The sequence below is a fragment of the Nonomuraea sp. H19 genome, from assembly GCF_052068215.1.
Classification (GTDB): Bacteria; Actinomycetota; Actinomycetes; order Streptosporangiales; family Streptosporangiaceae; genus Nonomuraea.
Genome location: NZ_JBQHCV010000007.1, coordinates 19,404 through 33,712, shown reverse-complemented (window position 1 = coordinate 33,712; position 14,309 = coordinate 19,404). Strand labels below are relative to the sequence as shown.

The window sequence follows — 14,309 nt, the reverse complement described above, 5'->3', positions numbered from 1 at the left end:
CAGGACTGAACCCTCACGGGCGACCGCGGGAATCTCCCTCGTTCACGAGAATGTCAACGAGACGGAGTCTTCGGCCGTACACCGCCATGAGGTGACAGGCCAGGGCGAGTGTGGCGAGCAGCGCCACGAGCGCGCACACCCCCGGCCATCCAGCCTGGCCGTAGGCGCCTGTCCCGAGCCAGGAACCCGCGGCGCCGCCGACGTACGCGCAGGCCATGTAGGCGGTGCTGAGCCTGCTGCGGGCCTCGGGACGCAGGCCGTAGATGCGGACCTGGTTGGCCACCATCCCTGACTGCATGGCGATGTCGAGCAGCAGAGATCCGCACGCGAGCCCCGCCAGGCCCAGCGTCCCGCCGAGACCGCCGATCGCGAGCACAGGCGAAGACGCGATGACCGCGATCAGGCAGACGAGGTTGACCGTGTCCGGCCCGCGCCGGTCGACCTGGCGTCCGGCGATCGGCGTGCACAACATCGTCGCCGCGTTGACCAGGGCGAGCACGCCGACCGCCGACGCGCCCAGGCCGTAGGCCGGACCGGTCAGCAGGAGCGTGACGCCGGTCCAGACCGCCGAGAAGCCGGCGAAGACCGTGGCCTGGTAGAGACAGGAGCGGCGCAGCTCCGGCTCGGTCCGCAGCAGACGGAGCGGCTCGGCCAGCAGCGCCGGATACCGCTGTGCCGACGGCGGGGTGGTCGTCGGCAGCGCACGGAGCAGGAAGAGCGCGACGATCAGGACGAGTGCCGCCGCCACCAGGTACGGCGCGCGCCAGCCCAGCCACTGGGCGAGAGTCCCGCCGAGCGCGCGCGACAGGAGCATGCCGCCCAGCGCCCCGCTCAGCAGCATGCCGCTGATCATCCCGCGGCGGTCCTCGCTCACCAACCCGGCCGCCATCGGGCCGATGATCGGTGCGACCACGGTCGTGACGCCGACGAACACGCCGGCGGCGAGCAGCGGTCCCAGCGTGGGCGCGCTGCCCGCTGCGAGGAGCCCCAGGCCGGTGAGGACCAGCAGGCTGACGATCAACCGGCGGTGCGGGATCCGGTCGCCGAGCGGCACCAGCAGGACGATCCCGGCCGCGTAGCCGAACTGCGTCGCGGTCACCACCTGTGCCGCCACTTCGGGGGCAACGTCCAGGTCGGCCGCCACCGAAGGGCTGACGACCTGGGGGAAGTAGACGTTGCCGACCGCCACTCCGCAGGCCAAGGCCAGCAGCAGGATCAGGGCCATGGTCAGTCCACCGGTCCGCCGGCGACGTAGACGACCTGGCCGGACACGAACCCTGCCTCGGGGCTGACCAGGTAGGAGGCGGTGTGTGCGATGTCCTCCGGCTGACCGACACGGCCGACCGGGATGGACTGGGCCGCGACGCGCTGGTACTCGGCGAACTCGTGGCCGAGCCGGCGGGCCGAGGCCCTGGTCATGTCGCTGACGACGAAGCCGGGCGCGATGGCGTTGGCGGTGATGCCGTGCCGGCCGAGCTGAAGGGCCAGCGACTTGGTGAAGCCGATCAGACCGGCCTTGGCGCTGCCGTAGTCGACCCGGGCGGCGTCGCCGACTGCCGAGATGCTCGACACATTGACGATCCGCCCCCACCCGGCCTCGAGCATGTGGGGGACGACGGCCCGGGTGAGGAAGAACGGCCCGCGCAGGTTGACCCCGAGGACCGTGTCCCACTGCTGCGTGGTCAGCTCCACCAGATCGGCCCGCGGGCCGATCCCGGCGTTGTTGACCGGCACCGTCGGCGGCCCCAGCTCGGTGGTGATGCGGGCGACGGCGTCGATGACCGCGGCCTCCTCGGCGACGTCGGCGGCGACCGCCATTGCCGATCCACCCCCGGCGATGATCATCTCAACGGTGCCGGCGCAGTCGGCCTCATCCAGGTCGATCACTCCGATCGCCAGGCCTTCGCACGCCAGCCGCCCGGCCACCGCGGCGCCGATGCCGCGCGCCGCCCCGGTCACGATCGCGGTGCGCTGTCCGTGAGTTGCAGGTGTCATGCCGCAAGCCCAGCGCCTCGGCGTCGTGCCGCCAATTGATGTAGCGTATAGCTTAATGATCAGCTACGAGCTCGGCGTCGAGGACCTCGCCGACACCCGGTTCGCGATCTCACCCCTGTCCGAGACGGTCACCAGCCTGCGGGTCCTGCGTGACCCCGGCCTGCACGTGTTGCATCTGCCGTGGCGCAGGGCGGTGCTCGGCGAACTCGACGCGACCGATGTCGATCCGCTGGTGTCTCTGGTCGGGGAGAAGCTCGCCCTTCCTGACTTCCTGACCCCTCGACCGACGACCTTCGCGCCGACGTTCGACGAAGAACTGTCCCTCGTCCGGCAGACGGCCCCGGAGCTGGTCCGCCGTGACCTGCCGGCCGCGCTCATCCACGGGCCGATCCCCGCTGACGACGCTTCCGCCGTCAGGTTCCGCGACGCGGCCTGTGAGCTGCTGCAGCGCTACTGGGAACTGGCCATCGAACCGGCCTGGCCTCAGATGCGGCGGGTACTGGAGGCCGACATGACGTACCGGGCGCGGCGACTGGCCGTGGGCGGCGCACGGCTGCTGTTCGCCGACATGCACCCGAACCTGCGCTGGCATGAGGGGGTGCTGTACATCTCCAAGATGATCGGCCGGCACCATGTCGCGGCGTCCGGCCAGGGACTGTTGCTGATGCCGTCGGTGTTCGCCCACAAGCCCGCCCCACCGGTCAGTTCGCAGGAACCGCCGAGCTTGGTGTACCCCAGCCGTGCCGTGGCCACGCTATGGACGCCGCCGCCGGCCCCGGACGCGACCGCACTGACCGCGTTGCTCGGCGTGCCCCGCGCCAGGTTGCTCCATCTGCTCGAGGAGCCGCTGCCGACGATCGAGCTCGCCCGCCGCCTACGAGTCACCCCCAGTGCCGTCTCACAGCACTTGCGCGTCTTGCACGGCACGGGCCTGGTCACCCGGGCCCGTGCCGGACGACAGGTTCTGTACCGCCGCACCGCGCTCGGCGACCACCTCGCCGACCCTCCTTGAGCGGCAACGCACCGGCGGATCTGGGACTTCTCCCGCGACGGCGTCCGGCGCAGCGTCGAGGACTCCCTCACCCGCATGGGTGTTGACCGCATCGACCTGCTCTTTCTGCACGACGCCGAAGAACACCCTGGCAGGCGACCGACATCATCAGGATGGGGACGGAGCGCCCGCCCAGCGCGGCGTGGGTCCACAAGGCCGCGTACGTGAAAGCGAGGCCGATGTGGGCCGCCAGCAGCACTCTTCGCCGGTCCATGACGTCGGCGAGGGCACCGGTCCATAGCGCCGCCACGACCAGCGCGACGAACGACACCGCGCCCGCAGCGCCCACGGCTGCCGAGGAGCCGGTCACCGTGAACAGCTGGGCCGGTACAGCGACCACGCTGAACGAACCGCCCACCGCGCAGACCGCGGATGCCACCCACAGCCGCCGGTAGGCCGCGATGGCCAGCGGGCGGCGGTCAACCGTCCAGGCGTGGAGTGGCCGGGCCGTTGACCTGGTCACTGCCCGGTGCCGCCGGCGTCGGCCGCGGCCGGTGTCTCCAGGCTCACCACGTCGGCGACGACGCAGGCGATGTTGTCGGGGGCGCCGGCGGCGTACGCCCGCGCGATCAGTTCGTCGAGCACTTGCTGGGGTGCACCCGGGCCGGTCAGCACCTCGCGCAGCGATTCGTCCGGTACGACGGTGGACAGCCCGTCGGAGCACAGCAGGTACCGGTCACCAGGCACGGCCCCGTGCAGAGACAGTTCGGGTTGGCCCCCGCCCGTACCGGTCAGCGCTCGGGCGAGCAGCGAGCGTTGCGGATGCGAGGCCGCTTCCTCCGCGGTCAGCCGGCCTTCGTCGACCAGCGATTGCACGTAGGTGTGGTCATGGGTGATCTGGAACAGCTCGCCGTCACGTACGAGGTACGCCCGGGTGTCACCGATGTGCACCAGCGCCAGCCGGGAACCCGACCACAGCAGTGCGGTCAACGTGGTGACCGCCTCACCCGACGGCGTCGACGCGGCGATTTCCCCGATGGCCCGGTCGGCCTCACCTACTGCGTCGGTGAGGGCGCCGAGCAGGCCCTCAGCCGGTACCGCCAGGGTCTCCAGCGGTTTGAGCGCGTCGACGGCCGCTGCGCTCGCGAGGTCCCCGCCCGAGCCGCCTGCCCCGTCGGCCACCGCGAGCAACCGGGGGCCGGCGTAGGCGGTGTCCTGGTTGCTCGTGCGCACCAGTGCCGACTCTGACCGGGCGGCGTAACGGATCCCGAGTATGGTCGCCGTCTGTTCCACGGTGCTTCCTCTTCCTGACAGATAGTCGACGAGGAACGTGGCCAACTGCTCGCGGGCGGCGGTTTCGGCCAGCACCTGCTCCCAGTAGCCGGCGATCTCTTCGGCCGCCGCGCTCGCCGGCAGGTCGCACACCCGCCGGATACGCGCCAACGGCATGCCCAGCCGCCGCAGCCAGGCGATCAACCGGGCCCGCTCCAGTTGCCCCGGATCGTAGAACCGGTATTCGGACTCGCCGTCCACCGCGGCCGGCCGCAGCAACCCGAGTTCGTCATACAGCCGCAACGCCTTCGGCGACAGCCGCGCGGCCCGGGCGAACGCCCCGATCGTCAGCAGCCGCACCACTCCTCCTCGTCCGGCCACGGTGGCCGGTGCCGTCGATGCTGCAGCTTCACCCAAGGGGAAGGTCAACACTGTGACGATGACACCTTCAGTCACATGCCGGAAGTGATGATCACAGGCCTCCTGCACGATGCCTGCCGGAGACACCCACAGCGCCGCCTGCTCGCCGCACCACCGTGTACTGAGCAGCACTTTTTCCGGTACGTGCCTATTAGTTCGACTTGTGACCTACTTGTTCCTGTCTCGTGACAGATATCCAGAATGACGCGATAGTTCCAATTCTCTTCAGCCTCTGCATGCACAACGTTCACTCGTGAGATCCAGTGTGTCCGCCCGAGAGTAAGCCGCCTGATCGGTTGCTTATGAACGTCATGGAAGGAACTGCGTCTGATGCAGCCAATGGCAGCACGAAAGTTGTTGGGCGGCTTATGGAATCGAGGACGGCTCGCCACGGCCGCCGCCGTCGCGGTGTTGCTCGTGAGCAGTCTCGTGACGGCGGCGTACGCCGACCCGGGACCCGGGGAACAGGATCGCGGACGGCCCAGCCCGACGCCGACCACTTCCCAGACCCCTCCGACCCTTACCCCCAGCAGCGGTTCGTACCTCGAGGGCACGGTGAAGGTCGCGGCAGTCCCGGCCGCGGCCGGTGACAGCGTCACGCAACTCGCCGTCGACGGCACCGCGCTCGACGCCACCCGCACGGTGGGCGTCTCCAAGCTCCGCTTCGACGTCGGCCCGAACTCGACGGAAGCGCAGTACCGCAGCTACGTGCTGGTCAACGGCGCATACCGGACCGACATCGGCAACTTCGTGAACGAGCGGGCGACCATCGAGGTCCCGAACGAGCACCTCGTCAAGGGGGAGAACACCGTCGAGATCGTCCTCGGGGCGATCCAGTCCTCCTGCGGCCTCAACTACGACGACTTCGTGCTGTCCGATGTGGGCCTCGAACTGCTCGGCGAGGTCGCGGACGGCGAGGACAACCCCTACACCCTCTCCTTCGGCGACGGCAGTTGCGGCACGAACACCTCCCTGCTGAAGCGCGCCACGCTCAAGTTCTTCACCCAGTCCGACCCGCAGGGCACCACGGGTCTCACCGCGGACGTGGACACGACGACGCTGGCCAACGGCGAGCACGCCATCACCGCCACGACCGCGGCCGGGGTGACCGTCAAGAACACCGTGACCGTGAACAACGCTCCGGCTGGGGCACCGCGGCTGCTACCCACAGACGGCACGCTCGTGGCGGGCACCAAGCCGGTTTTCGCGATGGTCCCGGCCGGCGGCGCGGGCGGCGTCGCGTCCCTCACCGTCGATGACGCCGAACCCGCCACGAAGGCCACGCTCGGCAACGGCGCCGCGATGTTCAGCTTCGACGTGGGCGCGGACTCGATCGACGACAAGTTCGACAACTTCCTGCTCGTCAACGGCAAGCGCATCGACCTGGGGGGCTCCTGGCTGAGCCGGCGCGTGACCGTCGCGGTCCCGGCCCGGTTCCTGGTGCCCGGCGACAACACGATCAAGGTCGTCACCGGAGACTACAAGGAATCCTGCGGTAACAACCGCGACGACTTCACGATCGCGAACCTCGCCCTCGCCCTCGACGGCGCCACCGTGACCGGCCAGGACATCAAGCCGTCGTACGACATGGGCGACGGCACCTGCGGCAGCAGCCAGACCGCTCTCCATGAGGTCGCGCTGCGTTACACGATCGACGCCCCAGCGGTGCACCTCATCGAAACGCTCGGCTCGGGTAACGCGACCCTCAGCTTCAACGTGGGCGGCAACGCGATCGAGGCGCGCTACCAGAACTTCGTGCTCGTCAACGGCCAGAAGGTCGTGCTCGACGGGGACTTCGTGAGCCGGCGCGTCGACTTCACGATCCCGAACGAGTTCCTCGTGCCGGGCTGGAACACGATCGACTTCGTGGCCGGCACCTTCCCGACGTCGTGCGGCAACAACCGCGACGACTTCGCGATCTCGAACATCGCCCTGACCCCGGCGCAGGGCACGGCGTCCGGCCAGATGCTCAAGAGCTCGTACGGCATGGGGGACGGCAACTGCGGCGACACCGTGAACCCGCTGACCGAGATCGACCTCGAATTCCTGGTGGACGCGCCGGCCCGCGGCCTGCGCGCGGACCTCGACACCACCGCACTCAAGGACGGCAAGCACACCATCGCCGCGAAGTCGGTCACGGGCGAGGTCGCCACCCGCCTGCTGATCACCGACAACTCGGCGCCGGCGGTCGCCAAGAGCGTGCCGGCCGCGGGGGAGAGGATCACCGCCTCGGTCGTGCTGGACGTCAAGCTCGAGGACGCCTCCGGCGTCGTGTCCGGACCCGACGTCAAGCTCGACGGCCGGCCGGTCGCGCTGGGCGCCCAGGTGGGCCCCGGTTTGCAGGCAGGTAAGCACACCTTGGCCGTGACCGGCGCCGACGGGCTCGGCAACACCACGACCCGCGAGATCGTGTTCGAGTCCGCGGGCATCCCGGACGTACCCACCGAGCTGACCCCGGCGTTGGGGACCGTCGACGTGTCGGATCCCGTCACGCTCTCGGCGAAGGTGGCCGAACCCGACGGCGGGCCGGTGAAAACGACGTTCTCCGAGGCCGAGATCCTGACTCCGAACCAGGTGTTCCAGGGCACGGCCGAGTCCGTCCCCACGACCCTGCAGGTCCGGGGCGAGAAGCGCGTCAAGGCCGAAGGGCTCGAGCCCGCCGACGGCAAAACGCTCGACGCGCCCGCCGGCCAGGAGGTCACGTACCAGCGGTACGACGTCCAGGTGAAGGGTCACGCGGACTCCCCGGTCCTGCGCTGGGAGGGCGTCATCGACCCCGAGCGCCTGGCGTCGCTGCGGGTGTGGAACACGAAGACCAAGGCGTGGGACCTGCTGACGAGCACCCGTGGCGCCGCCGCGGGCAAGACCGTTCTCACGGCCGTCGTCGACGGGGAGTACATCGACAAGCAGCAGGTCCACGTCATGGTGACGGGCGAGGACCCGTTCGCCGACGACATCGAGCCCGGCGACCCGAACGGCTTCGCCGACCCCGCCACCTACGACTTCTCGATCGTGCACTTCACCGACACCCAGTACATCTCCGAAGGCGCGGTGGAGCAGGAGACCGCCGAGGAGCGCGCGGTGTGGGAGTCGGCCTACGCCGGCATCGTCAACTGGATCAGCGCGAACAAGGACCAGCGCAAGATCTCGTACGTCGCGCACACCGGCGACATCATCGAGAACAACATCCGCAAGCCCGCGGACGAGGCCATGCAGCGGCAGGTCGCCGGCGAATTCGAGGTGTCGTCGAAGCAGCAGCGCGTGCTGGACGACGCGGCCATCCCGAACGGCGTGATCGCCGGCAACCACGACAACCAGTCGGGCACCGAGACCGGGCCGGACGCGACCTACAACAAGTACTACGGCCCCAGCCGGTATCAGACGGCGTCGCAGGGCTGGCAGCACGCCAAGTACGGCGGGCCGTGGAAGGAAGGCGACAACCAGAACCACTACGACCTGTTCTCCGCGGGCGGGCTGGACTTCGTCGTGGTCGGCCTGTCGTACGGCGTGACGAGGGAGGAGGCCGAATGGGCCGACTCCGTCTTCAAGAAGTTCCCGGGCCGTAACGGCATCCTGCTCTCGCACGACTACATCGTGCCGAGCACCAAGCCCGACGGGCGCGGCGCCGGATTCGCGGCACCCGACGGCTCGATGCTGTACAAGACGGTGGTCGAGAAGAACCCCAACGTCTTCCTCATCCTCGCCGGGCACGAGCACGGCGTGGGCACCAACGTGAAGCCGAAGGTGGGCCAGATCGGCAACGGCGTCGTCGAGCTCCTGGCGGACTACCAGTTCTACACGGTGTCGGCCGACCGTCTCGGGCTCACCGAGATCGGCGGATACAACCCGGCAGACCAGCTCCAGTTCGGCGCGAGCTTCTTCCGGCTGCTGCAGTTCGACGTCAAGCGGGCGGAGCTGAGCGTGGACACCTACTCCCCGCTGCTCAACGACTTCGGCGCCACCGAGTTCGACCCGATGCGCCGCTACAACGGGCTCGAGGACAACATGGTGCTGCCGGTCGATCTCACCTCCCGCACGACGAGCTTCCAGACCGACTCGCTGGCGCTCTACAAGCCCACCCGGATCATCGGCAAGAGCACGGTCGCGTCGGGTCAGGTCGCCTCGGTGACCTGGGACCGCCTCAAGGACAACACGGCCTACGCCTGGTTCGTCACGGCACGCTCCGCGGGCGGCGGCATGACCGCCTCTGAGCCGAGCGTCTTCGTCACGAAGGACGAGCACGGCCGCCCGGGCACGTGGGGACCGGACTCGCCCATGTACCACTGGTTCCGACGCTGATCACCGCCTGACCAATCGCCGCCCCGGCCGGGTCCGGGGCGGCATTCATCCCGATCTGGAGAAACGAGACATGCCCCGCAGGAGCTGGCTGTCCGCCGTCGTCCTCGCCGTCATCCTCGGCGGCGTGCTGGCCGACCTGGTGCACCCCGCTCCGGCGGCGGCGCACGAAGCGACCACGACCGCCCACGCCGAGGTGACCGGTACGGGCACGAACGTCAAAGCCGTGCTCGACCTCGAGTACGACCTCCTTATGAAGTCGGCCTGGCTCTACGCGGAGGCCTATGCGGCGAAGGAGCGGACCGAGCAGCTCCGGCAGCTCAAGATCAACCGCGCCGCGGTGATCGAATATGTCACCGGCCGCTTCGCCGTGGCGTACGACGACAAGCCGTGCGCGCCCACGACGGTGGGCGACGCGGACGTGCGCGTCCGCGGCAAGGCGGCCTTCGCGGTGCTGACCCTCGCCTTCACCTGCGAGGGCGGGGGCGGGGGAGCCCACGCGATCTCAAGCGCGCTGTTCCCCGATGCCGAGAGCTTCGTCCACAGCACGGAGACGATCGTCCGGTACGACCTCGACGGCAAGAAGGGCTCCGCGGTCCTGGCCGCGAAGAACCCGACGCTGCGGATCGGTGAGCGCCAGGCCTCGAATCAGGTCTGGGATTTCCTTCTGCTCGGTGCCGAGCACCTGGTGTTCGGCCTCGACCACATCCTCTTCCTACTCGCCCTGCTCATCGGCGCGCGCCGCTTCCGCGACGTCGTCATCACGGTTTCCGCCTTCACGGCCGCCCACAGCATCACGTTCCTCCTGGCGGCGATGGGCGTCGTGGACGTTCCGGGAGAGATCGTCGAGCCGGTCATCGCAGTGTCGATCACGGTCGTGGCGCTCGCCAACCTCTGGGGCCGCCAGGAAGACAGATTGGGCAAATGGCGGCTGCCGGTCGTCTTCGCCTTCGGCCTGGTGCACGGACTGGGCTTCGCGGGCGCGCTGGACATCGACGAGAGCGGGTCGTGGGACCTGCTCCTGTCGCTCCTCAGCTTCAACCTCGGCATCGAGGTGACCCAGCTCGTGATCATCGCTGTTCTCTTCCCGCTGCTGCTTCTGCTGCGCCGGACGCCCGCGGCCCGGTGGGCAGTGGCCGCGATGTCGGCCCCCATCGTGGCGGTCAGCCTGTACTGGTTCTTCGACCGCATCCCGCTGCCGCTCTGACGCGGCTGCCACGCCAAGAACCACAGCTCGACCACACGTCGGTACCTCTCGGACGGCCTGGGCGATAGAGTTCACCCGTGCGTTGATCTTCCGGGCGGCGGCCAAGTACCGCCGCGGACGGCGCGGGCGACCCGGGCAAGCGGGCCGCCCCGACAGGCACCGGGTTCCGTACGGCCGGAATGCCCGGCTTCGAGCGCTACGCCCTCGCCCGCGCCAGGATCGTGCTCGACTTGCCCGGCTGGGACACCGGCATGTTACTGGACGCCGCGGACCGCATCTCGGGAACGGGAGACGTGCTCCTGCAACGGCGCCTCTTCGCTCATGTCGAGGCGGCGGCCCGCGCGCCGGGCACGGCGCGGTGCTGGACGCATGGGGCGAGGACCTCGACCTGATGCGACCGTTCGACGATCACCACCAAAGGTGAGGGCTCGGGCGTATCGGTCCCCTGCGGGAGGTGGGGTGTGGCTCGCCGGGCCGTCACACGTTCCGGCCGCGGCCAGGCTGGTGTAGGGCGCCGTAATAACCCCCAAACGGCGCATTACATGAGAAACACGAAAGCAATCGGTCAGACATACCTCGTCCTTAGCTTTCCGGCAACTCGCAAGTTATCGGAGAGTGCGCCGTGAACGGTCCTAGATCCCGCACCCTGATGTTCCGCGGCCAGGCCGCGCTCCTGGTCACCCTAGGCTCCGTGCTCGCCGCCTGCGGCAGCACGACAACCACGGAGAAGTCCTCGCCCGGCGGAACACTGATCGTGGGGATGGAATCCGAGGCCGACATCCTCGACCCGCCCCGTACGGGAAGCTGGGTCACCACCCGGGTCTTCCACCAGATCTTCGAAGGCCTCGTCGACGAGGACCTGTCCAAGCCGTCCAGCGAGGTGCCCATCCCGCCGCTCAAGCCCATGCTGGCGGAGTCCTGGACGGTCTCGCCGGACGCCAAGACCTACACCTTCAAGATCCGGCCGGGGGTGAAGTTCCACGACGGGACGGAGATGAACGCCGCCGCCGCCGAGTTCAACATCCGCCGCATGTGGGACAAGAAGTTCGAGTTCTACGACGTCAAGGCGGCCGGCAACAGCGGCTACGTCTGGCAGCACCTGGTGTCGATCGAGACCCCGGACCCGATGACCCTGGTGCTGAAGATGAAGCAGCCGTTCTCAGCCTTCCTGCGGCTGCTCACGCAGGGCGGCTACAAGGCGATCATCAGCCCCGCCGCCATCCAGAAGTACGGCAACGACGGCGTCGCCGACCATCCGTTCGGCACCGGGCCGTTCACCTACGTCGGCCGGCAGCGGGGGCAGCACATCACCCTCGTCCGCAACGAGGGTTATTGGGGCACCAAGGCCAAGCTGGCGAAGGTGATCTTCCGCCCGCTGCCCGACACCTCCGCCCGGGTCGCGGCGCTGCGCGCCGGCGAGGTCGACATGATCGCCGTGCCGTCCCCGGACAGCATCGCGAGCCTGAAGGCGGCCGGATTCAAGGTGTCCGAAGGCGCACCGCCGCACCTGTGGTTCCTCAACCTGAACCTGCACGACGGGCCGACCAAGAACCTCAAGGTCCGGGAGGCGATCAACCTGGCCATCAACCGCCAGGGGATGGCGAGTGAGCTGCTGAAGGACACCGTGACCCCGGCGCAGAGCATCCTGCCGCCCGGTAACTCGGCCGCCGTCATCGACCCCGACGCCTACGGCTACGATCCGGAAAAGGCCAAGAAGCTGCTGGCCGAGGCCGGCTATGCCGACGGCTTCTCGACCACCATCACCACCTCGGTGTCCGGCTCGGGGCAGATCCTGCCGGTGCAGATGGCTGAGTACATCCAGCAGGACCTGGCCAAGGTCGGCATCACCGCGAAAATCGACGCCACCGAGTGGATCGCCTACCTGACGAAGTGGTCCAAGGGCCTGCCGCCGGGGACCTCGATGGCCCAGATGTCGTGGGGCATGAGCTCGCCGTACTGGCTGTACATCCTCAACTCCTCCACCCTGCAGGCGCCGAACGGCGCGAACATCAGCAAGTACAGCAATTCCAAGCTGGACGCGCTGATGCAGCGAGCGGCCACCGCCAAGGACGACCAGACCGCCGATGAGCTGTGGAAGCAGGCGGTGAAACTGGCGCAGGCCGACCGGGTCGTGGTTCCCGTGGTCAATGACAAGTCGCCCTACGCGATGAGCTCGAAGGTCACCGGATTCGTCTCGCCCAGCGAGGAGTGGTACGACCTCGCCCCGGTGTCCATCGGCTCATGACCACCTTCCTGTTGCGGCGGCTCGCCTCGACCGTCCTGGTGCTCCTCGGGGTGACGATCCTGGTCTTCCTGATCATGCAGATGGTGCCGAGCGATCCGGCGCGGGTCATCCTCGGGCCCACCGCGCGGGCGGAGGCCGTCGAGGCGCTGCGTCACCAGATGGGCCTGGACCGGCCCCTCGTGGTGCAGTACCTCAGCTATCTCGACGGTCTGGTCCACGGTGACCTGGGCAGCTCGCTGTCGCTCAGCATGCCGGTCATGAGCCTGATCGTGCCCAAGCTGATGAACACGGTGATCCTCGCGTTCGGGACGCTGGCGATCTGCGTGCTGCTGGGCGTTCCGCTCGGCATCCTGGCCGGCACCCGCCCGGGCTCGTTGCCGGACAGGATCGCGATGGGGGTGTCGGTGGCGGGCGCGAGCGTTCCGGTCTACTGGGCGGCGCTCGTCGTGATCAGCGTGTTCGCGCTGGACCTCGGGTGGTTCCCGACCTCGGGAATGCAGGACGTGCGCGAGCCGGGCGGCCTGCCCGACCTGCTGACCCACCTGGTACTGCCCGCCGCCACCACGGCGGTGGTCCCCACGGCGATCATCGCCCGGCTGACCCGGGCCACGATGATCGAGGCCCTGCAGCAGGACTCGGTACGGATGCTGCGCGCCAGCGGCGTCCCCGAGCGCCTGATCATCTGGCGGCACGCGCTGCGGAACATCCTGCCCTCGGTGGTGAACATCATCGGCCTCCAGGTGGGCTACCTGCTGGGCGGCGTGATCTTCACCGAGGTGGTGTTCAGCTGGCCCGGCCTCGGCGAGCAGCTCTACATCGCCATCACGGCGAGCGACATGCCCGTCATCCAGGCCGGGGTGCTGTTCATCGCCGTCGTGTTCGTGATCGTGAACCTGCTCGCCGACCTCGCGGTCGCCATGCTGAACCCCCGGACGAGAGGAGTGGCGCGATGACCTCGGCCGCACTCGAGAACGAGACCACGGCCCCTCCGGCCGGTCGCGTCGCAGCCCCCAGGCGGCGTTCCCGGCTGCGGATGGCGCTGCGCGCGATGGCGCGCAACAAGCTGGCGGCGGTCGCGGCCGTGCTGATCCTGGCGGTCATGGCGGTCTCCGCCCTCGCCCCGCTCATCGCGCCCTTCGACCCGCTCGTGGGCGACACCGGCCGGCGGCTCGCCCCGATCGGCACGCCAGGCCACCCGCTCGGCCTCGACGGGCAGGGCCGGGACGTGCTGTCCCGGCTGATCTGGGGTGGCCGGTACTCGCTCACCGTGGCGATCGTCCCGGTGCTGTGCGCGGTGCCGGTGGCGCTGCTCATCGGCATCGGCGCCGGATACTTCGGCGGCCGCGTCGGCGACGCCGCGATGCGCGCCCTTGACGTGGTGTTCGCCTTCCCGCTGGTGCTGCTCGCCATCGCGATCGCCGCGGTGCTGGGCCCCGGACTGCGCAACGTGATGCTCGCCATCTGGGTGACGCTGATCCCGTACATGGCGCGCGTCGTCTACACCTCCACCGTGCAAGAGGCGCAGAAGGAGTACATCGAGGCGGCCAGGGCGGCCGGCGCGACCCAGTCGCAGGTGTTGCGCGGGCAGTTGCTGCCGAACGTGCTGTCGCCGCTGGTGGTGTACGGCACGACGCTGTGCGGAGTGATGATCACCACGGCGGCCGGGCTGAGCTTCCTCGGCGTCGGCGTGACCCCGCCGGCGCCGGACTGGGGGGTGATGACCTCCGACGGGCGGGAGGTCCTGCTCGAAGGGCATCCCAGCGTGGCGACCATCCCCGGGCTCGCCATCCTGGTCGTCTCGGTCGCGTTCAACCTGCTCGGTGACGGGATCCGCGACGCACTCGACCCGCGAAAGCAAACCGGATGACCGGCCGTCACGCGCC

General features: G+C 69.1%; 12 protein-coding genes and 1 pseudogene. 8 read left to right on the top strand and 5 right to left on the bottom strand.

Features of this window, described 5'->3' with window-relative positions; all coding sequences use genetic code 11:
- Positions 1 to 13: 13 nt before the first annotated feature.
- Both ACTMTI_RS16570 and ACTMTI_RS16565 read right to left on the bottom strand, forming a co-directional pair.
- Positions 14 to 1,225 (bottom strand): MFS transporter, encoded by a 1,212-nt coding sequence (locus ACTMTI_RS16570; protein ID WP_441121236.1) that lies wholly within the window; start codon positions 1,223 to 1,225, stop codon positions 14 to 16.
- Positions 1,226 to 1,227: 2 nt separating this feature from the next.
- Positions 1,228 to 1,995, bottom strand: coding sequence for an SDR family NAD(P)-dependent oxidoreductase (locus ACTMTI_RS16565; RefSeq protein WP_441121235.1), 768 nt, complete (start codon positions 1,993 to 1,995; stop codon positions 1,228 to 1,230).
- A gap of 55 nt (positions 1,996 to 2,050) precedes the next feature.
- Here ACTMTI_RS16565 and ACTMTI_RS16560 point away from each other — a divergent pair, with 55 nt between their 5' ends.
- Both ACTMTI_RS16560 and ACTMTI_RS16555 read left to right on the top strand, forming a co-directional pair.
- A complete protein-coding gene (locus ACTMTI_RS16560) occupies positions 2,051 to 3,007 on the top strand; it encodes an ArsR/SmtB family transcription factor (protein WP_441121234.1) in 957 nt (318 codons plus the stop codon).
- Positions 3,008 to 3,025: 18 nt separating this feature from the next.
- Positions 3,026 to 3,082 (top strand): annotated as a pseudogene (locus ACTMTI_RS16555) (hypothetical protein); the annotation flags it as partial.
- Here the strand turns inward: ACTMTI_RS16555 and ACTMTI_RS16550 are convergent.
- Complete coding sequence (locus ACTMTI_RS16550) at positions 3,075 to 3,404, bottom strand: hypothetical protein (protein ID WP_441121640.1); 330 nt, start codon at positions 3,402 to 3,404, stop codon at positions 3,075 to 3,077. The pseudogene ACTMTI_RS16555 and the gene ACTMTI_RS16550 overlap by 8 nt on opposite strands.
- A gap of 101 nt (positions 3,405 to 3,505) precedes the next feature.
- Complete coding sequence (locus ACTMTI_RS16545) at positions 3,506 to 4,618, bottom strand: MerR family transcriptional regulator (protein ID WP_441121233.1); 1,113 nt, start codon at positions 4,616 to 4,618, stop codon at positions 3,506 to 3,508.
- A 477-nt stretch (positions 4,619 to 5,095) separates the two neighbouring features.
- Here ACTMTI_RS16545 and ACTMTI_RS16540 point away from each other — a divergent pair, with 477 nt between their 5' ends.
- Positions 5,096 to 8,977 (top strand): metallophosphoesterase, encoded by a 3,882-nt coding sequence (locus tag ACTMTI_RS16540; protein WP_441121232.1) that lies wholly within the window; start codon positions 5,096 to 5,098, stop codon positions 8,975 to 8,977.
- Positions 8,978 to 9,022: 45 nt separating this feature from the next.
- On the opposite strand, the gene ACTMTI_RS16535 is transcribed toward ACTMTI_RS16540, so the two are convergent.
- Positions 9,023 to 9,154 (bottom strand): hypothetical protein, encoded by a 132-nt coding sequence (locus tag ACTMTI_RS16535; protein ID WP_441121639.1) that lies wholly within the window; start codon positions 9,152 to 9,154, stop codon positions 9,023 to 9,025.
- Between the two features lie 73 nt (positions 9,155 to 9,227).
- Between ACTMTI_RS16535 and ACTMTI_RS16530 the strand changes: the two genes are divergently transcribed.
- The 5 genes from ACTMTI_RS16530 to ACTMTI_RS16510 all read left to right on the top strand — a co-directional run bounded on the left by ACTMTI_RS16530 (position 9,228) and on the right by ACTMTI_RS16510 (position 14,293).
- On the top strand, positions 9,228 to 10,181 hold the full coding sequence (locus ACTMTI_RS16530; protein ID WP_441121638.1) for a HupE/UreJ family protein: 954 nt from the start codon (positions 9,228 to 9,230) through the stop codon (positions 10,179 to 10,181).
- Between the two features lie 179 nt (positions 10,182 to 10,360).
- Positions 10,361 to 10,573, top strand: coding sequence for a hypothetical protein (locus tag ACTMTI_RS16525; protein WP_441121231.1), 213 nt, complete (start codon positions 10,361 to 10,363; stop codon positions 10,571 to 10,573).
- A gap of 230 nt (positions 10,574 to 10,803) precedes the next feature.
- Positions 10,804 to 12,426 (top strand): ABC transporter substrate-binding protein, encoded by a 1,623-nt coding sequence (locus ACTMTI_RS16520; RefSeq protein ID WP_441121230.1) that lies wholly within the window; start codon positions 10,804 to 10,806, stop codon positions 12,424 to 12,426.
- Positions 12,423 to 13,379, top strand: a complete 957-nt coding sequence (locus ACTMTI_RS16515; RefSeq protein ID WP_441121229.1) for an ABC transporter permease — start codon at positions 12,423 to 12,425, stop codon at positions 13,377 to 13,379. The genes ACTMTI_RS16520 and ACTMTI_RS16515 overlap by 4 nt, the downstream gene beginning before the upstream one ends.
- Positions 13,376 to 14,293: an ABC transporter permease gene (locus ACTMTI_RS16510; RefSeq protein WP_441121228.1), complete on the top strand. Its 918-nt coding sequence runs from the start codon at positions 13,376 to 13,378 to the stop codon at positions 14,291 to 14,293. The genes ACTMTI_RS16515 and ACTMTI_RS16510 overlap by 4 nt, the downstream gene beginning before the upstream one ends.
- Positions 14,294 to 14,309 lie beyond the last annotated feature (16 nt).